Annotated in this window: 18 protein-coding genes; 1 reads left to right on the forward strand and 17 read right to left on the reverse strand. The window is 66.5% G+C overall.

The window, feature by feature from the left end; all coding sequences use genetic code 11:
- Positions 1-216: 216 nt before the first annotated feature.
- From METRZ18153_RS0114340 to METRZ18153_RS0114380, 9 genes are all read right to left on the reverse strand, one after another.
- Entirely contained in the window at positions 217-1,500 is a 1,284-nt protein-coding gene (locus tag METRZ18153_RS0114340; RefSeq protein ID WP_020165375.1) for a sensor histidine kinase, read from the reverse strand.
- Complete coding sequence (locus tag METRZ18153_RS0114345; protein WP_020165376.1) at positions 1,500-2,201, reverse strand: response regulator; 702 nt, start codon at positions 2,199-2,201, stop codon at positions 1,500-1,502. Before METRZ18153_RS0114345 ends, METRZ18153_RS0114340 begins: the two co-directional genes overlap by 1 nt.
- 171 nt (positions 2,202-2,372) lie before the next feature.
- Positions 2,373-3,167: an ABC transporter ATP-binding protein gene (locus METRZ18153_RS0114350; protein WP_019917394.1), complete on the reverse strand. Its 795-nt coding sequence runs from the start codon at positions 3,165-3,167 to the stop codon at positions 2,373-2,375.
- Between the two features lie 63 nt (positions 3,168-3,230).
- Positions 3,231-4,145, reverse strand: coding sequence for a nitrate ABC transporter permease (gene ntrB / locus METRZ18153_RS0114355; RefSeq protein WP_029143789.1), 915 nt, complete (start codon positions 4,143-4,145; stop codon positions 3,231-3,233).
- A 53-nt stretch (positions 4,146-4,198) separates the two neighbouring features.
- Positions 4,199-5,485, reverse strand: a complete 1,287-nt coding sequence (locus METRZ18153_RS0114360) for a CmpA/NrtA family ABC transporter substrate-binding protein (RefSeq protein ID WP_020165378.1) — start codon at positions 5,483-5,485, stop codon at positions 4,199-4,201.
- Between the two features lie 448 nt (positions 5,486-5,933).
- Positions 5,934-6,515, reverse strand: coding sequence for an ANTAR domain-containing response regulator (locus METRZ18153_RS0114365; protein WP_020165379.1), 582 nt, complete (start codon positions 6,513-6,515; stop codon positions 5,934-5,936).
- A 105-nt stretch (positions 6,516-6,620) separates the two neighbouring features.
- Complete coding sequence (locus METRZ18153_RS0114370) at positions 6,621-7,793, reverse strand: PP2C family protein-serine/threonine phosphatase (protein WP_020165380.1); 1,173 nt, start codon at positions 7,791-7,793, stop codon at positions 6,621-6,623.
- Positions 7,790-8,695: a response regulator gene (locus METRZ18153_RS0114375; protein WP_020165381.1), complete on the reverse strand. Its 906-nt coding sequence runs from the start codon at positions 8,693-8,695 to the stop codon at positions 7,790-7,792. The genes METRZ18153_RS0114370 and METRZ18153_RS0114375 overlap by 4 nt, the downstream gene beginning before the upstream one ends.
- 102 nt (positions 8,696-8,797) lie before the next feature.
- On the reverse strand, positions 8,798-9,169 hold the full coding sequence (locus tag METRZ18153_RS0114380) for a sirohydrochlorin chelatase (RefSeq protein ID WP_020165382.1): 372 nt from the start codon (positions 9,167-9,169) through the stop codon (positions 8,798-8,800).
- 84 nt (positions 9,170-9,253) lie between these two features.
- Here METRZ18153_RS0114380 and METRZ18153_RS0114385 point away from each other — a divergent pair, with 84 nt between their 5' ends.
- Entirely contained in the window at positions 9,254-9,919 is a 666-nt protein-coding gene (locus METRZ18153_RS0114385) for a response regulator (RefSeq protein WP_029143790.1), read from the forward strand.
- A 4-nt stretch (positions 9,920-9,923) separates the two neighbouring features.
- Here METRZ18153_RS0114385 and METRZ18153_RS0114390 read toward each other — a convergent pair whose 3' ends face one another.
- The 8 genes from METRZ18153_RS0114390 to METRZ18153_RS0114425 form a co-directional block, all read right to left on the reverse strand.
- Positions 9,924-11,819 carry a hybrid sensor histidine kinase/response regulator gene (locus METRZ18153_RS0114390; RefSeq protein WP_020165384.1) on the reverse strand — a complete coding sequence of 632 codons (1,896 nt, stop codon included), beginning with the start codon at positions 11,817-11,819 and terminating at the stop codon, positions 9,924-9,926.
- A 109-nt stretch (positions 11,820-11,928) separates the two neighbouring features.
- The gene (locus METRZ18153_RS0114395) at positions 11,929-13,959 is read right to left on the reverse strand and encodes a TonB-dependent receptor plug domain-containing protein (protein WP_020165385.1); all 2,031 of its coding nucleotides are present in this window, start codon (positions 13,957-13,959) and stop codon (positions 11,929-11,931) included.
- 112 nt (positions 13,960-14,071) lie between these two features.
- Positions 14,072-14,716 (reverse strand): LutC/YkgG family protein, encoded by a 645-nt coding sequence (locus METRZ18153_RS0114400; RefSeq protein WP_020165386.1) that lies wholly within the window; start codon positions 14,714-14,716, stop codon positions 14,072-14,074.
- Positions 14,713-16,131, reverse strand: a complete 1,419-nt coding sequence (locus tag METRZ18153_RS0114405) for a LutB/LldF family L-lactate oxidation iron-sulfur protein (protein ID WP_020165387.1) — start codon at positions 16,129-16,131, stop codon at positions 14,713-14,715. Before METRZ18153_RS0114405 ends, METRZ18153_RS0114400 begins: the two co-directional genes overlap by 4 nt.
- A gap of 1 nt (position 16,132) precedes the next feature.
- A complete protein-coding gene (locus tag METRZ18153_RS0114410; RefSeq protein ID WP_020165388.1) occupies positions 16,133-16,891 on the reverse strand; it encodes a (Fe-S)-binding protein in 759 nt (252 codons plus the stop codon).
- A 4-nt stretch (positions 16,892-16,895) separates the two neighbouring features.
- On the reverse strand, positions 16,896-17,897 hold the full coding sequence (pbpG, locus tag METRZ18153_RS0114415; RefSeq protein ID WP_020165389.1) for a D-alanyl-D-alanine endopeptidase: 1,002 nt from the start codon (positions 17,895-17,897) through the stop codon (positions 16,896-16,898).
- 102 nt (positions 17,898-17,999) lie between these two features.
- Positions 18,000-19,148: a patatin-like phospholipase family protein gene (locus tag METRZ18153_RS0114420; protein WP_043364242.1), complete on the reverse strand. Its 1,149-nt coding sequence runs from the start codon at positions 19,146-19,148 to the stop codon at positions 18,000-18,002.
- Positions 19,149-19,208: 60 nt separating this feature from the next.
- Positions 19,209-21,482, reverse strand: coding sequence for an NADP-dependent malic enzyme (locus METRZ18153_RS0114425; RefSeq protein WP_020165391.1), 2,274 nt, complete (start codon positions 21,480-21,482; stop codon positions 19,209-19,211).
- Positions 21,483-21,654: the final 172 nt, after the last annotated feature.

Here is a 21,654-nt window from a genome sequence, read left to right on the forward strand (position 1 = left end):
GTAAAAGCGCGTGAGCGTACGTAAAGGAAGCGGGATGCGTTGCGCCGTACTCTTTACACGGCGACACCGCGTCGCGTGCCGCAGCGACACCTTCGTCATGCGCCGGCAAGTTTCGCCGCCGTCCGCATCGTGCGGAAGCACCGATGGCCCTCACCGACGCAGCGGTCGACCGGTGCAGCGGCAAGCACTGCCGGCGCGCGACTGTGTAAAGACGCGTCAGCCCTCGGCCGGCAGCCGGATATCGACGCGCAGGCCACCGCCTTCGGCGTTCGACGCGCGGATGTCGCCTCCATGCGCCTCGACCGCGCGCCGCGCGATCGACAGGCCGAGGCCGGCGCCGTGGCTACCGTCGCTGCGCTCGCCGCGGAAGAAGGGATCGAAGATGCGCTCCAGCTCGCCGTCGGCGACGCCGCAACCGCCGTCGCTGATGCTGACGCAAGCACGCCCATCGGCCCGGCCCAGCGCGATGTGCACCACCGAACCGGCCGGCGCGTACTTCACCGCGTTGCGCAGCACGTTGTCGAAGGTGCGGCGCAGCAGTTCGACCTGACCCTTGACGACCGGCCCCGCGCCGTCGATCGACAGCACGACCTCGACATCGCGCGCAGCCGCCTCGAACCGCGCATCACCGGCGACATCGTGCAGCAGGGCGTCGAGCGCCACCGGCTGCGGCAGCGTGTGCGCGGCGTCGTGCTCCAGCCTCGCCAGACCCAGCAGTTCGCCGACCAGGGTGTCCAGCCGGGCCGTCTCGCGTTCGACGCGCTCCAGCATCGCTTCGATCCGCGACGGGTCCTGCCGTGCCAGACCGATGGCGGCACTCATCCGCGCGAGTGGCGAACGCAGTTCGTGCGACACGTCGTGCAGCAGCCGGCGCTGCGCGTCGACCAGCTGTTCGATGCGTGCCGCCATGCGGTCGAAGCCGCGGCCGAGATCGGCGATTTCGTCGCGCCGGCGGCCGATCCGTGCCGCCGTACGTACGCCCAGATCGCCACCGGCCAGCGCGTCGAACGCCTGGCTGAGGTGACGCACCGGGCGCGACAGATACCAGGCCAATGCGGCGCTGAAGGTGAGCGCGCCGATCAGCAGCGCGACCACTTCGAGAAAGGGCGGCGGCGGCAGTGGCACACCGGCCGCCGACGGCGGTCGATCACCGCGCGCGGCCGCCAGCACTTTCCACTGCGCGCCTTCGATGGACACGACCCGCGCGCCTTCCAGTCGTTCGGCGCTCACCGTACGCCCGAACTGCTCACTGCCGTCGGGCCGCACCAGCAGCGGCAGCGGCACCTGCTGCGCGCGCCAGATCTCAAGCAGCGCCACGGTCGCCGGCGGCCCCTGCTCGCGCAGCAGCACCTCGACCGTGTCGGCCATGAGCACCGATTGTGGCCGTGGCCCGCGGCCCTCCCGCGGCCAGATCAGCGACAGCGCCAGCGCCACCAGCAGCGCCGCCACCGCCAGCGCGGCGACGAAGGCGAAGAACAGCTTCCAGAACAACCGGCCCACTAGGCGCGCACCAACTGGTAGCCGACGCCCCGCACCGTCTGTATCAGCGGGCGACCGCCGCTGAGCGGCGCGAGCTTCTGCCGGATGGCGCTCACGTGCACGTCGATGTTGCGGTCGTAAGGGCCCATCGGCCGGCCCAGCGCCTGCAGCGACAGCTCGGCCTTGGACACCACGCTGCCGGCGTTGCGCGCGAGCACTTCGAGCAGGCCGTACTCGGAACTTGTGAGCGTGAGCGGCGTACTGCCGTACTCGGCGCAGCGCCGCTGCGGCCACACGGCCAGCGCGCCGACGACGATGGCGTCGTCGCTTGCCGCCTGCGCGCGCGCGCCGCCGATGCGCCGCAGGATCGCACGCAGCCGCGCCACCAGTTCGCGCGGCGTGCATGGCTTCTGCACGTAGTCGTCGGCACCCAGTTCGAGCGCGAGCACGCAGTCGATATCGTCGCCACGCGCGGTGAGCATCAGCACCGGCACGCCGGAGAAGGCGCGCAGCCGGCGCAGCACTTCGATGCCGGACACGCGCGGCATCATCACGTCGAGCACGACGATGGCGAAGTCGCCGTGGCGCAGCAGCGTCAGACCGCTCTCTCCATCGGCCGCGCGCTCGACCGCGTACCCTTCATTGGCGATGTACTCGCCAAGCATCGCACTGAGCTCGGCGTCGTCGTCGATCAGCAGAACCCTGTTTGCGTCGGCCGTCATCGGCATGCCTCAGCTGTATTCGATGACGGCGATGATAAGCGCGGGAGACTGCCGCGATGGGCGGGATACCGCCCGCGCCACGGTTCATTTCCGCGCCGAGCGCGAAGCGATGGCACAAATGGAAAAGGCGGGCCGCGGCCCGCCCTTCCCGACGACATGTTACTCAGGCCATCAGGCCGCCTTCTTCACCTGCTTCTGGTACAGGAACTCGAGCAGCGCGGCGCGGTACTCAACGAAATCGGCGTCGTGCGCCAGCTTCAGCCGGTCGCGCGGGCGCGCCAGCTTCACGTCGAGGATTTCGCCTATGGTGGCGGCCGGACCGTTGGTCATCATGACGATGCGGTCAGACAGCAGCACCGCCTCATCGACGTCGTGCGTCACCATCACCACGGTGGCGCCGGTCTTTTCCATCACGCCGTTCAGTTCGTCCTGCAGGCTGGCGCGGGTCAGCGCGTCGAGCGCGCCGAAGGGCTCGTCCATCAGCAGGATCTTCGGTTCCATCGCGAAGGCACGGGCGATGCCGACACGCTGCTTCATGCCGCCGGAAATCTCGTGCGGGTACTTATGCAGCGCATGGGTCATGTGCACCATGTCGAGCGCCGCCTCGGCGCGCGCCTTCAGCTTGGTCTTGCCCTCCTTTTTGCCGAACACGCGCTCGACCGCCAGCAGCACGTTCTCGAAACAGGTGAGCCAGGGCAGCAGCGAGTGATTCTGGAACACCACTGCGCGCTCCGGGCCCGGGCCGGCGATCTCGCGGCCGTCGCAGATCAGGTTGCCGGAGGTGGGCAGGGTCAGGCCGGCGATCAGGTTAAGCAGCGTGGACTTGCCGCAGCCGGAGTGGCCGATCAGCGTGACGAACTCGCCTTCGGCGATGGTGAGGTCGATGTCGCGCAACGCGACGAACTTGCCCTTCTTGGTATCGAAGGTCATGCCTGCGTTCTCGACTTTCACGATGGTCTTGCTCATGGTGGTCTCCTCGCGGGCCGACACAACGTGCCGGCCGCCTCAGTTCAATGCAGTTCGATGGGATCAGCTGTTGCCGTACGAGAAGCGACGGGCGAGCAGCAGCAGCGCCTGTTCGAGCAGCAGGCCGACGATGCCGATGACGAAGATGGCGATGATGATGTGCTCCACCTTCAGGTTGTTCCACTCGTCCCAAACCCAGAAACCGATGCCCACGCCGCCGGTCAGCATTTCCGCGGCAACGATGACCAGCCAGGCGGTGCCGATGGACAGGCGGATGCCGGTCAGCATGTAGGGCAGCACCGACGGGAACAGGATCTTGGTGACGATCTTCCACTCGTCGAGGTCGAGCACGCGGGCCACGTTCATGTAGTCCTGCGGCACGCGCTGCACGCCGACCGCGGTGTTGATGATCATCGGCCAGATCGAACAGATGAAGATGGTCCAGGTCGCCGCCGGATCCGCCTGCTTGAACACCAGCAGGCCGATCGGCAGCCAGGCCAGCGGACTGACCGGGCGCAGCAGCGAAATGACCGGATCGAACATCGCGTTCATGAAGGCGAAGCGGCCGATGATGAAGCCGAGCGGAATGCCCACCAGCGCCGCGAAGCCGAAGCCGATGCCGACGCGTTGCAGCGAGGACAGCACGTTCCAGCCTATGCCCATGTCGTTGGGGCCGTTGTTGTAGAAGGGATCGGCGAACAGCACCTTGGCCGCGTCCCAGACCGCGAGCGGACCGGGAATGCTGCCGCCCTTGGCCGCCAGCAGCGCCCACACGGCAACCAGCAGCGCCATGCCGGCGATCGGCGGGAACACCGCCTTGAACACCGCGAGCAGGATTTCGGAGATCGGCGTGCGCGGCTCGCGCGGCGCGGCCTTCGCGACCGGCGCGGCCGGCTCGTTGGCGGCCGGGGCCGGCACCGCGGACGGGGTGGCATGCATGGACACGACCTTGTCTGATGTGAGGGTTGCTGCACTCATGGCGTATTCCTTTCAGTACCGGTCGGCGCGGGGCAGGCCCCGCGCCGGGAACATTACGCGGCGTTGATCTTGAAGCTGCCGGCGTACTTCTTCGGGTCCTTGCCGTCCCACACGACGCCGTCGATCAGCTTGTGCGTGCGCATGTCGCTCTTCGGCACGGCGACACCGGCGGCGGCGGCGGCCTGCTTGTAGATGTCGGTGCGGTTGATCGCCTTGGCGACGGCCAGATAGTCGGGGTCGGTCTTGATCAGGCCCCAGCGCTTGTGCTGGGTCAGGAACCACATTCCGTCCGACAGGTAGGGGTAGTTCACCGCGCCGTCGTTGAAGAATTTCATCGCGTTCTTGTCGTCCCAGCTCTTGCCCAGGCCATTGGAATAGCGACCCAGCATGCGCTCCAGGATGACGTCCATGTCGGTGTTCACGTATGACTTGGCGGCCACGGTTTCCGCCGTCTTGCGACGGTTGGCCAGCGAGGCGTCGATCCAGCGGCCGGCATCGAGGATGGCGGCGGTCATTGCGCGTGCAGTGTTCGGGTTCTTCGCCACCCACTCGGCGGTGGTGCCGAGGATCTTCTCCGGGTGATCGACCCAGATGTCCTGAGTGGTGACCGCGGTGAAGCCGATCTTGTCGATGATGGCCCGGTTGTTCCACGGCTCGCCGACGCAGTAGCCGTCCATGTTACCGACGCGCATATTGGCGACCATCTGCGGAGGCGGCACGGTGATCACCTTGACGTCCTTCATCGGGTTGATGCCGTTGGCCGCCAGCCAGTAGTACAGCCACATCGCGTGGGTGCCGGTCGGGAAGGTCTGGGCGAAGGTGTATTCGCCCGGCTTGGCGGCGATCAGCTTCTGCAGGCTGGCGCCGTCGGTCACGCCCTGGTCCTTCAGCTTGTTGGCGAGCGTGATGGCCTGACCGTTGTTGTTCAGCGTCATCAGGTTGGCCATGTCCTTCTTCGGGCCGCCGATACCCATATGGACGCCATATACGAGGCCGTACAGCACGTGCGCGGCATCCAGTTCGCCATTGACCAGCTTGTCGCGCACCGCCGCCCACGACGCTTCCTTCGACGGGATGATCTTGATGCCGTACTTCTCGTCGAACTTCTCCACCGCCGCCATGACGACGCTGGAACAGTCGGTCAGCGGGATGAAGCCGATGCGCACTTCCTTCTTTTCGGGGGCGTCGGAACCGGCGGCCCAGGCCGCCGAACGCACGCCGGGGGGCACCATGCTCATCAGCGAAGCTCCCACACCGAGTGCGGCGCCCTGCTTGAGAAAGCTGCGGCGTGTTGCACTGGTGTCAATGACGCTGTCTGCCTGCTTCGGATGCTCAGCCATCGTGTTCTCCGTAGTTTCATGATCGATTCCAGAATGAAAAAAGGGTGTGCATCCGCGGCTGAGAAGCCGACCGGATGGACACCCTTGTCCCTTATGGAGGCTTCTCGCCTCGCTGGCCGCAACCACGTTGTTGCGCCTTGAACGGTGATTAGCACGGGCCGTGCCAACCCCGGAACACAACGCAAAACCTATTTTATTTCAATAACTTGAAGACACAACCAGAAACTGAACGCGAGGATACGGTTCGACACGGCCGCACTTGTGCGGTGCGACAGCAGCGTGCGTACGCACCATGTCGAACCGGCGCATGCATGTCGAAGGCGTGACGCCGGCCGCCGTCGGTCTTGTGGCACGCGTGTGCGGCGATGGCGGATGGCCATCCGCTGCGCAGCTGTGCGCTGCGCCGACGGCGAGGTGTGGCACTGGGGAGAAGTGAAGACTCGGCCGGTCAGCCGAGCAGGCGCGCGGTGGCGATGAAGTCCTCGGACACCGCGGCAATGGTCTTGCCGCGCTCCATCGCGAGTTTGCGCAGCGTGTGATAGGCCGCGTCCTCGTCGATGCCACGCAGCTTCATCAGGATGCCCTTGGCGCGATCGATCGAGATGCGCTCGCTCAGCTTCTGCCGCGCCTCGTCGCGCGAGCGTCGCAGTTCCTGGTGTTCTTCGAAACGCGCCAGCGCGACATCGATCACCGGCTTGATGCGCTTGGGCTCCAGGCCGTCGACGACATAGGCCGACACACCCGCCTTCATCGCGCGGCGTATGGTCTTGCTGTCGGAATCGTTGGCGAACACGACGACCGGGCGCGGCATTTCGCGGTCCATCGCCGCCATGTTCTCCAGCGTGTCACGCGACGGCGAATCGGTCTGGATCAGGATGACGTCCGGTTTTATTTCCTCGACCTTCATGTGCAGGTCGTAGGCGCTCGACAGTACCGCGGCCACCTGGTAACCGGCGCAGGCGAGCCCGGCGCAGATTTCAGCGGCGCGCTTGCGCGATTCGTCTACCACCAGGACATTCAGAACGGCCATTGTTCAGTCGGGAAAGGGATTCCGGACCTGCTCGATGCAATCGCCGTGCCAAGCACTGTCCGGAAGCCGCCAAACCAAGCTGTGACAAGGACTTGCGCGAAGGCCTCAGTCGAGGTCGATCACCATCAGCGACACGTCGTCGTGCGCCAGCGCCCCGTCCAGATGCATGGCGAGCGCCTCGCGCACCGCATCGTGGCGCTGCGCCGGCGCGCTGTCGTGCAGCACCTGTTCGAACCGCTGCTGGCCGAAGGCGTCACCGCGGATGCCCAGAGCCTCGACCAGTCCGTCCGAACACAGCACCAGCTGGTCGCCGGGCGTCCAGGTGAAGCGCTGCGGCGGCACGTCCATCGCGTCGTCACCGTCGATGCCCAGGGGCAGATTGGCCGACGCGAAGCGCTCGATCACCGCGCCGCTGCGATCCAGCCACAGCGCCTCGGGCGTGCCGCCCACCCAGACCTCGCCCTCGCCGGCGTCCAGACGCACCATGGTGGCCGCAACGAAACGGCCGACCGGCAGCGAGGACATCAGGTGACGATTGATTTCGCTGGCCATCAGGCCGAGCGACAGGTTCTTCTTGGCCATGCCGAAAAACACCTGCAGCACCGGCAGCACGCTGATCGCGGCCGCCAGACCGTGGCCGGTCGCGTCGGCCAGCAGCGCATAAAGAGCACCGGACGGCGAATGCGCCACGGCGACGATATCGCCGGAGAACTGCGCGGTCGGCGTGACCGAGTAGTGCACGCGAGGATCGTCGGCCGCCTTGCCCTGCACCTGGCGCTCGATCACGTGCCGCGCGAACTCGATTTCCTCCTCCTGCTCGGCGCGGTAGTTCGCCATGCTGGCATGCATGACGATCTGGCGCGCGCAGTTGGCGAGCTTGGCGGTCAGGATGGCGAAGTTGATCGGCTTGGTCAGGTAGTCGTCGGCGCCGGCTTCAAGACCGGCAATCATGTCGGCGTCGTCGGAGCGGGCGGACAGCAGCAGTATCGGCAGGAAGGTTTCGGCCGCCAGACGGCGCAGCTCGCGCGTTGCCTCCAGCCCGTCCATGCCGGGCATCACGACGTCCATCAGCACAACGTCGGGGCGGTAGGCGCGGTAGGCCTGCACCGCACCGGCACCGTCGGACGCCTCGATACAGCGATGGCCGAGCCGGCGCACCAGCGCGCTGACGGTCGCGCGGCCGACCAGGGTGTCGTCGACCACCAGCACCGTCATCTGCCTCAGCGGTGCAGCCTGCTGCGCCGGCGCCGCCTGCGCCATGCCGACTGCACTGCTCATGGCAGTTCCACCGTTGCCGTGACCACGTTGCCGCAGCCCTTGTATTCGAGGCTGCGGAAGCACAGCTGCCGTGCCATCGCGATGCCGCGACCGTTCGGATCGAAGGCGCGCCCGGGATCGAAATCGAGATAGCGCGCGAAATCGAATCCGGCGCCGTCGTCGCTGACCGTGTAGCGCACGGCCTCGTCGCCGCATTCGATCAGCAGTCGAGCACGGCGGTCGGCGTACTCCGGCAGCAGCAGACGCCGTTCGACCTCTTCCTGCCAGCAGTCCTCCAGCCGCAGCCGCGATTTCTCGGCATAGCTGATGCCGAGGTTGCCGTGCTCGACCGCGTTGATCATCAGCTCACTCAGGCCCATCACGATGTTCTCGGGCTCGGGCGATACCAGCGAGGCCAGCGAGGCCAGTTCGGTTGCCTGACCCAGCGTGCTGAACTCGAACTCGGCACGGCGCAGCGCAGCCATGGCGCGGCGCATGCCCTCGGCCTGCAACCGGATTTCGCGGGTGCGGTGCGCCTCTTCCAGCGCCGATTTGACGATGGCCAGCAGCGCATCCGGTTCGTAGGGCTTGGTCAGGTAGTAGCGGGCGCCGGCCTGCAGTCCCTCGCGCACCTGATCGGGCGTGGCGGCGGCAGTCTGCATGATGACCGGCAGACCGCTCAGACGCGGCGTGCGACGCACGCGCCGCAGCAGTTCCATGCCGTCCAGGCGCGGCATCATGCGGTCCAGCACCAGCAGGTCGAAATCGATCTCGGCGTTCTCGAGGTATTCCCATGCCTCGACGCCGTCGCGCGCCATGGTCAGCTCGTAACCCTGCCCGTCGAGGTACTCACCAATGATTTCGAGGTTGAAGGGCTCGTCATCGACGATCAGAAGTCTGACCGGGGCCGACATGCTCACCATAAGGAAGTGCTCCGCGTTGTAGGCGAGCGGCGGGCCTTGGAGTCCGTCGCCCCCCGCTCATCGCAAGCTGTAACGGCAGCGTAACCGACGGCTTGAGCGCGCTCAGCCGGCCAGCGCCGAACGCGCGACCTCGGCCATTACCGCCTGCACGCGCGGGTCTTCGCCGACCGCGGTAGCGAGGTCGATGCGCAGCGACGGGTGACGTGCGCGCGCCGCGTCGAGCTGCGCCGGCAGGTCGCGCCGCACATGACCGCTCTGCGCGATGAACATCGGCAGCACGGCAATGCGCGTGACGCCGGCCGCGGCGAGCCGGTCGCATGCCTGTTCCAGCGTCGGTTCGAGGAATTCGAGAAAGGCCAGCTCGACCTGCGGTGCGCCGTCGCCCGCCGCCACCTGCGCCGCCACTTCGCGCAGCGGGCGCGCCCATTCCGGATCGCGCGATCCGTGTCCAAACAGGATGAGGCCGTGATTCAAGACATGTTCTCCATTGCGCTGCGGCAGAATTGCAAACACTGCAGCATATAAAATCCGTCCGTCGCCCGATTGCGAGAAACGCCCATGCAGGTAATGATCGTCGAAGACCAGCCGCTCGTCGTGGAAGGCCTGCGCAGCGTGCTGACCGAAATCGACAGCGAGCCGGACATCCGCTGCGCCCTGCTCGCCTCGCGCGCGCTGACCATGCTGCGCGGCGGCCTGCGCCCCGATCTGGTCATGCTCGACCTCAACCTGCCGGACGCCGAAGGCACGACCTTGCTGACGCAGTTGCGCAGCGAATTCCCGGACGTGCCGGTGGTGGTCATTTCGGCACAGGACGACCGACACACGATCACCGACGCCATCGACCAGGGTGCGATGGGTTTCATCTCCAAAAGTTCGACCACTTCGGTGCTGGTGAGCGCTCTGCAGCTGGTGCTGAAGGGCGGCATCTACGTGCCGCAGCAGGTGCTCGACGACGCCATCCACCCGCAGCCGCCGCGGCCGACGATACAGGACCTCGCCGACATCGGCCTGACGCCGCGCCAGATACAGGTGCTCGGCCTGATGATCGAAGGCATGCCGAACAAGCTGATCTGCCGCGAACTGGGCATTTCGGACGGGACGGCCAAGACCCACATTTCGACCATCCTGCGTCTGCTCGCGGTGAAGAACCGCACGCAGGCGGTGTTCGCGCTGTCGCAGATGGGCATACGCCTGCCGCGACGGCCGCCGAAGGGCGGCGCATAGGCGGTCAGCCCTCCTCTGCGGCGTCGAGCAGGCCGCCGATCACCGCGTCGAGCACCACCGGTCGCACCGGTTTGGCGACCAGCGGAATGCCGTGCGTCTCCAGTTCGATCTCCAGCTCGCGCGTGGCCGCCAGTCCGGTCATGATCAGCGCCGGAATGTGCTCGCCCAGTTCCCGCCGCAGTGAGCGCACCGCCGACAGGCCATCTACACCGTCACCGAGCTGGTAATCGCTGATGATGAAGTCGGGCGCGCCCGCCTGGCGCAGCTGGCGCAGCACGAAATCGGGCGAGGTGCCCGACACCACGTCGATGCCGACCGACGCCAGCAGCGACTGCAGCGACTGCAGGATGGCCGGATCGTCGTCGATCAGTGCAACGCGACGCTTGGCCAGCCGCCGCAGGCCCTGCAGTTCGTCCTCGACCGGCGCCGGCACGAAGGCATGCACGCGCGGCACCGTCACGCTGAAGTTCGAACCGCGCCCGGGGCGTGAACGCACGGCCAGCGCATGACCGAGCAGCGTGCACAGCCGGCGCACGATGGCGAGCCCCAGTCCCATGCCGCGGCCACCGCTGCCGGGGTCGGTTCCGGGCAGGCGCACGAATTCGTCGAACACGTCGTCGATGCGCTCCGGCGGAATGCCCTGGCCGCTGTCGCGCACCTCGATGCGCAGCACCTCGTCGCCGAGCCAGCGGACGCCGACGAACACGGCACCCTGTGCGGTATAGCGCAGCGCGTTCGACACCAGGTTGGCGAGTACGCGTTCGAGCAGCAGCGGGTCGGAACGGCACCAGGCGCGCGTCGGATACAGTTCGAAGCGCAGGCCCTTCTCCGCCGCCTGTGCCTCGAAGGTGAGGCGCAGACTTTCGAACACGCGCCAGAGCGGAAAGTCGGTGATGCGCGGCTGGGTGGCGCCGGATTCCAGCCGTGCGACGTCGAGCAGCACGTCGCGCATGTTCTCCAGCTTCATCGACGAGCGCTCCAGCCGGGTCAGCAGACCGCTGCTTTCGTCGTCGCGCAGGCGCAGTTTCAGCGTGCGGATGTCGAGACCCATCGCCATCAGCGGCTGGCTCAGGTCGTGCAGCAGCGCGTCGACGAACTGGGTCTTGGCCCGGCTCGCCTGCTCGGCCCTCTCCTTCTGCTGCTGCAGCTGAGCGGTCGCGTCGAGCACCCGCTGTTCGAGGTCGGCCCGCGCCCCGCTGAGCGTGACGGCCATCCGGTTGATGCCGTCCTCCAGCACCTGCATGATGCCGCGCGCGCCGGTGCGCGCGCGCGCCGAGAAGTCGCCCTGTTCGATGCGGCGCACCGTGTCGGCCAGCGCGCGCACCGGCGCGGTGGCGCCGTCGGACAGGATGCGTGCGAACAGGCCCGCCAGCAGCAGGCCACCGGCGGTGATCAGCGCTGCACTGACGATCAGTTCGCGTCGCGCCTGCGCACTGCCCAGCCGCGACACCTGCACCACGACCACGCCAAGCCGGCTGACCGCGGGTGTCTCGTCACCGTCGTCGAACAGCGGGTCGGGTCGCGCCTGCACGCTGAACACGGGTGCGGCGAACAGATGGTAATCGTCGGTGCTTTCGAGCAGCGTCGGCGCGCCGAGGCCATCGGTCACGCTGCGTTCAGGCATGCGCGTACGCCCTGCCCGGGCCAGCACCACGTGGTCGCGGTCGAACACGACCAGCCCGTCGACATCGCGCTCGCGCAGCGAGGCATCGGCGATCGACTGCAGGATGTCGATGTTGCCGGCAAACAGACCGTACTCGGAAGCCGGCGCCAGGCTGGCGGTGAGCAGCATGGCGCGGTCGATCAGCGCGCGCTCGATGTCGGCGATGCGGGTGGACGTGAAATGGACAGCCAGCGCCAGCGCGATCGCCACCGATGGCAGCAGGGCCGCCACCAGCACACGGCTGCGGAATCCGAGTCGATTGAGTCCGAACCGACTCCGCACCCCGCCTCCTTGCGTAGACCGCCTGTTTATCCGGCGATCATGATACGGGATCGCAGCGCTCGCTTCAGAACCAGCTGGAGCGCAGCGTCAGCATGGTCTGGCGGGCGACGCGGTTGAACGGCACGCGCGCGCCCTGATCGTCGTTGAAGGTTTCGTAACCCTGACCGATGTCGGTTACTGCAAGGGCAGCTTCCCACGTCATGTTGCCGCTGCGGAATTTCTTCGCCACGCGTGCATCCATCGTCTGGTACGCACGCACGCGCTTGCTGCCATTCAGGTAGTGCGCCGAATTGACGCCGAACAGCGTTGCAGCGATCGACCAGTCGTGTCTGAACTGCTCCATCCAGGTCAGCGACCAGGACGACGTCGGAATCGTGTCCGCATAGCAGGTCTGCCCCGGGTCACACACCGGCTCCGAACTGATGCGCGGGATCGCGTGCGACCACCAGATTTCGCGGCCGTCGCCACGATAGCGATACTGGTACTCGATGCCGGTGATCTGCGCGCCCGGGCCTTCGATATAGGTCCGCCCGCGTTCGAGGTAATCCGGATCCTCGTAGCGCGTTTCGGTGATCAGGTGATTGAAGCGCTCGTGGAACACGCGCACGTCCAGCGTCGACGATCCGAACTGCCCGACGTAGCCCAGTTCCGCCGAATCGAGCCGTTCCGGCTGCAGGCCCGGCGTACCGACATAGGTGCGAATCACGCGGCCGGCAAACTGCGGCGGCAGGAGGGGAATGAGTTGCGGATAGATGAAGCGCGAATCGCCGCGTGCCTCGATCAGTGCCGGCTGGCGGAAGGCTCGGCTCACCCCGGCCTTGATCGCGTGCTGCGGCGTCACGTGCAGCGTGGCGAAAACGCGCGGCGACGCCTGCGGGCTCTGGTTCTGGAAGCGCTCGATCATGTTGCCGAAGTTGAAGGTCCAGTACTCGTTCGGCCGCCATTCGGCATTGGCGGACACGCGGAACAGACCCTGGGACTCGCGGCCGGTGACGAAGAACATGCGGTCCGAGCGCAGTTCGTCGCGACGGAATTCAGCCCCCAGCGCCAGCCGCCAGTCGCTCACCGGCACGAACTGGTACTGGAAATCAAGGTTCTGGCGGGTCGCGGTACGGTTGTAATCGATCGGCAGGCGCAGCGGGCCAAGTACGCCGAACCACTCTTCGCGCCCCTTGTCCTCGTTGTGGTAGTAGCCGACCGACCACTCGTGATCGGTCGCCACGATGCGGCGGAAGCGCAGATGGGCGAACCAGTTGTCGGTATGCACATCGCGGAAGCCGTTGGCGTTGTCTGTGTTGCCACTGACGCCGAAGGGGTAGCCGACGCCACGGTAGCCGCTGCTCTGTCCGGCCATCAGGCTGATCTCGTCGGAACCGTTCAGCGCCAGGTCGGCCCGTAGCGTCGAGGCGTTCAGCCGCGCATCGTCGTTGCGGTGTTCAAAACCCTCGTCGCCCATGGTGCGCGCATTGATGGCGACGCTGAGCGGGCCGAAACTGCGGCGCATACGCGCCGACAGGTCGGACACGTTGCGGCTGCCGCCGGTCAGCGCCACGCTGGCCGCCGGGCCGTCGATGCTGGATCGGGTGACGATATTGACCACGCCCGCCACCGCGTTCGATCCATAGGTGGCCGCGTTCGAACCGCGCACCACCTCGATGCGCTCGATCTCGTCCATCGTCAGCGGCAGCGCGTCCCAGTCCACATAGCCGTACAGATAGGGCGAATAGACCGAGCGGCCGTCGATCAGCACCTGCATCCGGTTCGGGTTCAGCGTGCCGAGGCCGTGATAGAACAGCGCCGGCGAATGCCCGGTGTCGCTCATCACGTTCATGCCGGGCACCAGGCGCAGCAGTTGCGGCAGGCGACGGTAGCCGAGGCGCTCGATGTCCTCGCGGGTGAACAGCGTGACCGCGCCCGGCGCGTCGTCGATGCGCTGCGGCATGCGGGTCATCGACAGCACGACCGGCAGGTCGTCGTCGAGGAAGGGCGATTCCGGCTCGTCCTGCGCCTGCGCGTCGTGCATCGCCGACGCGAGCGGAAACAGGCAGAGGACGAGATGGCGGCGGACGTAACGGCCTTTTGGCTGTGCGGACATATGCGGCTGGACAGGCGGTTCTTGTTCGGTGATTTCTTGGCGGGCCAAGCCTCGCTTGGCGCGGATTATCCGTGCAAACCGCTTCGGCCGACAGCCTCCGGGACTGTCGTGCTCAGCCGACGATCAGCAGATGCACGCGGTAGGGGCCATGGGCGCCAAGCACGATGGTCTGTTCGATATCGGCCGTGCGCGACGGTCCTGAAACGAAATTGACCGCCCGTGGCCAAGGTGCGAGTTCGCGCCGGGCATCGGCCCAGGCGGCTTCCATGTCGGCGACGATGTGCTGGCGCGGAACCACCGCGATATGCGTCTCCGGCAGCAGGCTGTTGACGGCCGGCGACTGCGACCCGGAACAGAGCATCAGCGTGCCGGTTTCGGCGATGGCGCGGAAGCAGCCGGTGACGCCGACCAGATCGTCGCCGGTCGCCGCCCCGATGCGTGCATCCAGACCGGCGCCGGCCCAGTCCAGCGTGGCGAGCGCCGGGGCGACGACCAGCGTCGTCGGCAGCCCCTGCCCGCGCAGCCAGTCGGCACAGTGCGCAGGCACTTCCGCTTCGGTGGCGCAGCGGTCGACGGTTGAAATCATTGCCAGCGCGCGTTCGATGAAACGGTCGAGCAAGCCGTCGGCGGCAGCGCGCGGCCCGGTTTGTGGCTGCGCTATCGTCGCCTCGACGCGCGCGCGTGCGGCGGCGCTTGTGCTGTCGGTGCGGCCCAGCTGGCGACGCAGGCGACCGAGGATGTCGTCACGCACGCTCATTTCCCGCCTCCGCGCTGGCGCTCAGCATAGAGCTCGCGGAAGGTCTTCGCCGCTGGCGCCGGAAAATCGCGCTGGGCGGTCCAGCCTGGCGCGACACCCATGACCTGAATGCGGTCGCGCCCGTCGGCCAGCCAGCGCAGATAGCGCACGGCGACGCGGGTGCCCAGCGCATACAGCTTCGGGCGTGCCGCGACCCAGGCCCACAGCCTGGTGGCGATGCGCTCCGACCAGGGCCTCAGGCCGCGCTCGACCTGCTTCTCACGCAGCGTGCGCATCAGTTCGGGCAGCGGAATCGACACCGGGCAGACGACGCCGCACTGATTGCACAGCGTCGCCGCCTGCGGCAGGTCCATCGCCTTGTCCAACCCCTGATAGAGCGGGGTCAGTACCGACCCCATCGGGCCCGGATAGACCCAGCCGTAGGAGTGACCGCCTATCGTCTGGTACACGGGGCAGTGGTTCATGCAGGCGCCGCAGCGTATGCAGCGCAGCATGGCTTCGAATTCGCTGCCCAGCAGATCGGCGCGACCGCCATCGACCAGCACGAAATACATGTGCTCCGGGCCATCCGCATCGCCGGCCTGCTTCGGGCCGGTCAGCATCGACACGTAATTGGTGATGGCCTGACCGGTGGCCGAACGCGGCAGGATGCGCAGCAGCGTGGCCAGATCCTCCAGCGTCGGAATCACCTTCTCGATGCCGGTCAGCGCGACATGCACGCGCGGCAGCGTGGTGCACAGCCGGCCGTTGCCCTCGTTGGTGACGATGGCGACCGAGCCGGTTTCGGCGACGAGAAAGTTGCCGCCGGACAGGCCCATGTCGGCGCCGAGGAATTCCGGCCGCAGCACCGCCCGCGCCTCGTGCGTCAGTTCCTCGATATCGGTCTTGGGCGCCGTGCCATGCACGCGCGCGAACAGTTCGGACACCTGCTCCTTCGACTTGTGAATCACCGGCATGATGATGTGCGACGGGGGCTCGTTGTCGTTGATCTGCAGGATGTACTCGCCGAGGTCGGTTTCGACCGGGCGGATGCCGGCGGCCTCCAGCGCGGCGTTCAGCCCGGCCTCCTCCGACACCATGGACTTGGATTTCACCACCGTGCGCACGCCGTGACGACGCGCGATGTCGATGATCAGTTCGCAGGCGTGGTCGCCGTCGCGCGCCCACAGCACGGTGGCGCCGCGCTCGATGGCCTTCTGCTCGAAACGCTCCAGCCAGACGTCGAGATCGCGCAGCACCGAGGCGCGGATTTCAGTGGCGCGTGCGCGCACCGCGTCGAAATCGGGGAAGGCGGCCACGGCCGCGGCACGCGATGCGGCATTGCGGCCGCGCGTGCGCTTCAGGTTGCGTTGCAGTTCCGGGTCGTCGAGCCGCTGGCGCACCCGCGACACGAAGTGCATCGAGCGGATTTCCATGTCAGTCCCGGCCCCCGGCGTCGCCGGCGAGCAGTTCGGCGATGTGGATCACCTGCGTCAGTTCGTCGCCGTTGCGGCGCAGCCGGCCTTCGATATTCATCATGCAGCCGAGGTCGCCGAGCGCCACTGCGTAGGCGCCAGTGCCACGTATCGCTTCGCACTTGCGCTGCACGATGGTGCCGGAAATGTCCGGATACTTGACCGCGAACAGGCCGCCGAAGCCGCAGCACTCCTCGCATTCGCGCATTTCGATCCGCTTGACGCCCGGCATGCGGTCGAGCAGCGCGCGCGGCTGCTGCTTCACACCCAGTTCGCGCAGGCCGGAACAGCTGTCGTGATAGGTGACCGAACCGTTGAAATCGCCCGGCACCTCGGTCACGCCAGCGACATCGACCAGGAATTGCGTCAGTTCGAAGGTTTTCGCCGCCAGCGCCTCTGCACGTGCCCGCCACGCGGGCTCGTCGCCGAACATATCGGGATAGTGCGTGCGCACCGTGCCGGCACAGGAGCCGGACGGCGCGACAATATAGGGGAAGCGTTCGAACTCGGCGATGAATTTGCGCGCCAGCGCGCGCGCCGCCGCGGTGTCGCCCGAGTTGTAGCCGGGCTGGCCGCAACAGGTCTGCGCCTCCGGCACGACGGCGACGTAACCGGCCGCCTCGATCAGCTTAAGTGCCGAGAAGGCGATGGACGGCCGCATCAGGTCGACCAGGCAGGTGACGAAGAGAGCGACCTCGCCGCGACTGCCCGGAGCGACCATGAGCTCAGCCCTGACGGGCGCCCTGCTGGGCCACCTGCTCGACCCAGCGGCGGATGCGGTTGGCGTCGCCGATGCGGGTCAGCCTGCCCCAGGAATCGAGCAGCACGATCACCACCGGCTTCTGGTTCATCCACGCCTGCATCACCAGGCACTTGCCCGCCTCGTTGGTGAAGCCGGTCTTCTGCAAACCGATTTCCCACTCGGGGTTCGATACCAGCGCGTTGGTGTTGTTGAAATGCACCATGCGGCCATTGACGGCGAAATAGCCGTCGCGCGTGGTCGAGAACTCGCGGATCAGCGGATAGCTGGCCGACGCCGCCACCATCTTCGCCAGATCGCGCGCCGACGACACATTGCGCGGATTCAGACCGGTGCTGTCGAAAAATTGCGTGTCGGCCAGACCGAGGTCGTGCGCCTTGCGGTTCATCGCTGCGATGAAGGCCGCGTGGCCGCCCGGGTAGTAGCGCGACAGCGCCGACGAGGCGCGGTTTTCCGACGACATCAGCGCCAGATGCAGCATTTCCTCGCGCGTCAGCCGGGTTCCGATCGCCAGACGCGAACGGGTGCCCTTGAGCTGGTCGATGTCCTCCTCGCTCACCTCAAGCACCTCGTCCAGCGCCGGCTTGGCGTCCAGCGCCACCATCGCGGTCATCAGCTTGGTGATCGAGGCGATCGGCACGATGGCCGACGAATTGCGCTCGAACAGCACTTCGCCCGTGTACTGGTCCTGCACCAGCACGGCGGTCGACTTCACATTCGGCAGACCGAGTGCGTCCATGTCGGGCATGGCGGCCTCGCGCGGCACTGCCGCGACGGACTTGCGGGAGGTTTTCTTGATGCTCGCCTGCTTGATGCGCGCAGACTTGGAGGATTTGGCGACCTTGACCGATTTCTTGCCGGCCTTGGCCTGGGTGGTCGTCTTGCCGGAGGCGGCTTCGACGGTGGGTGCGACGACGAAACTCAGCGCCATCGCGGTGCAGCTGACCATCAGGTACTTCAGGAACATGCGTGTGACCCCTGCTGGCGGTTCGATTGAGGCCGAAGTTTACCCCCCGATGTCAAATTCTCAAACGAAAATAAGAGCCTGGAAAGTATTCTTAGGGCGAATTCACGATCGTGAAGTAGTACTTGACGGCATTTCCGCAGCAAACTTCAGGCCAAGAAAGCTCACCACGTCGTCCGCGCGCGCCATCGTGTCACGGTAACCGAGGTCTATCAGTGCCCGGGTGAAGGGCTTTTCGAACAGCAGATAGCTGGCCAGACCGCCGCCGGCGCGCCGGGTGCCGCCGATGCCGCCGAGCAGGGTACGCACGCCTATCGGCAGCGCATCGACGTGGCGGGCGGCGATGTCGTCGAGCCGCTCCGATGGCGCGATCACCAGCGTTTCGATCGGCCGCAAGGGCACGCCCATCTGCTCCATCACGTGTGGCGGAATGCGGCCAAGGATGTCGTTGACGCGCTGCAACTGCTCGATGTCTATCATCAGCTGATCGAGAAAGATGCTGGCCAGCGCGTGGCCGGCGACCTGCGCCAGCGACGGGTAGCCGTGGCCGCGACGGCGCGGGTCCTTCTCGCTCATGCGCCCCACGCCGACGATGAAGATGCGTTCGGCGCCCAGATGCACCGCCGGACTGACCGGCGCCAGCTGGCGCATCGAGCCGTCGCCGAAATACTCGCGGTTGATGTGTACCGCCGGAAAGATGAAAGGCAACGCACTGCTGGCCAGCAGGTGCTCGACCTTGAGCGGCGTGCGCGAGGCGGCGCGCTGCATGCGCTTCCACGGCTCGATGCCGTCGCCGCCCTCGAAGAAGGCGACGCTGTCGCCCGAGGTATAGCCGGAGGCGGTGATCGACAGCGCGTACAGCGCACCGCGCTGGATGGCCCGGTCAACACGCGAGAAGTCGAGCCGGGCAGCCAGCAGTTCGCGCAGCGGCGTGTTGTCGAGCAGCGATTTCGGATAGCGGTCCACCGCCCAGCCGAACATCAGCGCCATCAGCCAGCGCGCGCCGGTCTTGCCTATGCCCCAGGGGTCGGCGCGATAGACCTGACCGGCTTCGAAATTGCGCCAGATGTACAGCAGGTTGTCGACGGCGTCGCCGAAGTCCTCGCTGTAGACACCCAGCGCGGCGGCGTTGATCGCGCCGGCCGAGGTGCCGCACAGGATGGGAAACGGATTGACCCGCTTGTCGGGCAGCAGCTCGCGCACCGCCGACAGCACGCCGACCTGGTAGGCGGCTCGAGCGCCGCCCCCGGACAACACCAGCGCCGTCCTTCCATGCTGCTCCACGCCCTCCCCCTTTCGGGCACGGGCCGTGGGTCAGCGAATCTGACTTGCCTCCACCACGGTCAGTGCAGTCATGTTCACGATGCGCCTCACCGTCGCCGTCGGCGTCAGGATGTGCACCGGCTGCTTTGCGCCGAGCAGGATGGGGCCGATGGTCATGCCCTCGCCTGCGGCGGTCTTCAGCAGATTGTAGGAAATGTTGGCTGCATCCAGCGTCGGGAAGATAAGCAGATTCGCCTCGTCCCGCAATCTGGAGTTGGGGAAGATGCGCGTGCGGATGTCGATGTCCAGCGCCGCGTCACCGTGCATTTCGCCTTCGACCTCCAGTTCGGGGTAATCGGCGTGCAGGATTTCGAGGGCGCGACGCATCTTGTCCGACGTCACCGTATTGTCGGAGCCGAAGTTCGAATGCGACAGCAGCGCGATCCTCGGTTCGATGCCAAAACGGCGCGCCTCTTCCGCTGCCAGCACGGTCATCTCGACCACCTGTTCCGCCGTCGGGTCGTAATTGACGTAGGTGTCGCACAGCATCAGCGTACGGCCCGGCAGGTTCAGCAGATTCATCGCGTAGAAGTTGCGCAGCCCTTCCTTCAGGCCGAGCACGTTGCGCACGAAATGCAGGTGGCGCGCGAAGTTGCCGAAGGTGCCGCAGATCAGACCATCGGCGTACCCGAGGCGCACCATCAGCGCACCTATCAGCGTGGTGCGACGACGCGCTTCCATCTTCGCGTAATCGACCGAAATGCCCTTGCGCTCGGTCAGTGCGTGGTAGGTGGTCCACAGCTCCTTGTAGCGCGGGTCGTTTTCCGGCGTCACCAGTTCGAAGTCGATCTCCGGACGCAGGCGCAGGCCCAGCTTCTGGATGCGACCCAGCACGACGTCGCGTCGGCCGATCAGGATGGGTCGGGCCATGCCCTCGTCGACCACGTTGCGCACCGCGCTGAGCACGCGTTCGTCCTCGCCCTCGGCGTAGATGATGCGCTTCGGGTTGCGCTTCGCTTCGGCGAACACCGGCTTCATCACCAGGCCGGAAATCCACACCAGGTTGTTCAGCTGCTGGCGATAGGCTTCGAAGTCCTCGATCGGACGCGTCGCCACGCCCGAATCCATCGCGGCCTGCGCCACCGCCGGTGCGATCTTGACGATGAGGCGCGGATCGAAAGGCTTGGGAATCAGGTATTCCGGACCGAAGGACATCGGCTGCTCGCCGTAGGCGGCACGCACGATTTCGCTCTGCTCGACCTGGGCCAGGTCGGCAATGGCACGCACCGCGGCCAGCTTCATCTCTTCGGTGATCGTGGTCGCGCCGACATCGAGCGCACCGCGGAAGATGAAGGGGAAGCACAGCACGTTGTTGACCTGGTTCGGATAGTCCGAACGACCGGTCGCGATCACGGCGTCGTCGCGTACCGCCTTCACCTCGTCCGGCATGATTTCCGGATTCGGATTGGCCAGCGCCAGGATGAGCGGCTTCGGCGCCATGCGCTTGACCATGTCGGCCTTCAGCACGCCGCCCGCCGACAGGCCGAGGAACACGTCGGCGTCGTGGATCACCTCGCCCAGCGTGCGCGCGTCAGTCACCTTCGCGTAGCGCGCCTTCAGCGGCTCCATGTCCTCGATGCGACCTTCGTACACAACGCCCTTGATGTCGGTCACCCAGATGTTCTCGATCGGCATGCCGAGCAGCACCAGCAGGTCGAGGCAGGCCAGCGCGGCTGCACCGGCGCCCGAAGTGACCAGCTTGACCTCCTTGATGTCCTTGCCGACCGCTTTCAGACCATTGAGCACGGCGGCACCGACAACGATTGCGGTGCCGTGCTGGTCGTCGTGGAAGACCGGGATCTTCATCCGCTCGCGCAGCTTGCGCTCGATGTAGAAGCACTCCGGTGCCTTGATGTCCTCGAGGTTGATGCCACCGAAAGTCGGTTCCATCGCCGCGATGATGTCGACCAGCTTGTCAGGGTCGCGCTCGTCCAGTTCGATGTCGAACACGTCGATGTTGGCGAACTTCTTGAACAGCACGCCCTTGCCTTCCATCACCGGCTTGGCGGCCAACGGGCCGATCGGACCAAGGCCGAGCACCGCGGTGCCGTTGGTGACGACACCGATCAGGTTGCCGCGGGCGGTCATCTGGCTGACCTGCAGCGGATCGGCAACGATCTCCTCGCAGGCGGCGGCGACACCCGGCGAGTAGGCCAGCGACAGGTCCTGCTGGTTGGTCAGCGCCTTGGTGGGGACGACGGAAATCTTGCCCGGGGTGGGCTTGCGGTGGTATTCGAGTGCAGCGTTGCGAAAGTGCTCATCCATGGTGAACGGCGACTCCTCCGGTCGAGTTGCATCGCCCTGCACCCGATGCCGCGCCTGATGGGCGAAACATGGTGCAGTGCGAAAACCAGAGATTTTAGCCGTTCGGCGCGCCCAGCGGGCTGTGGATAACCGTTGTATCGCGCCAGCCGGCCGTGCGGCCGACCAGGATAGG

It is taken from the genome of Methyloversatilis discipulorum, from assembly GCF_000385375.1.
GTDB lineage: Bacteria > Pseudomonadota > Gammaproteobacteria > Burkholderiales > Rhodocyclaceae > Methyloversatilis > Methyloversatilis discipulorum_A.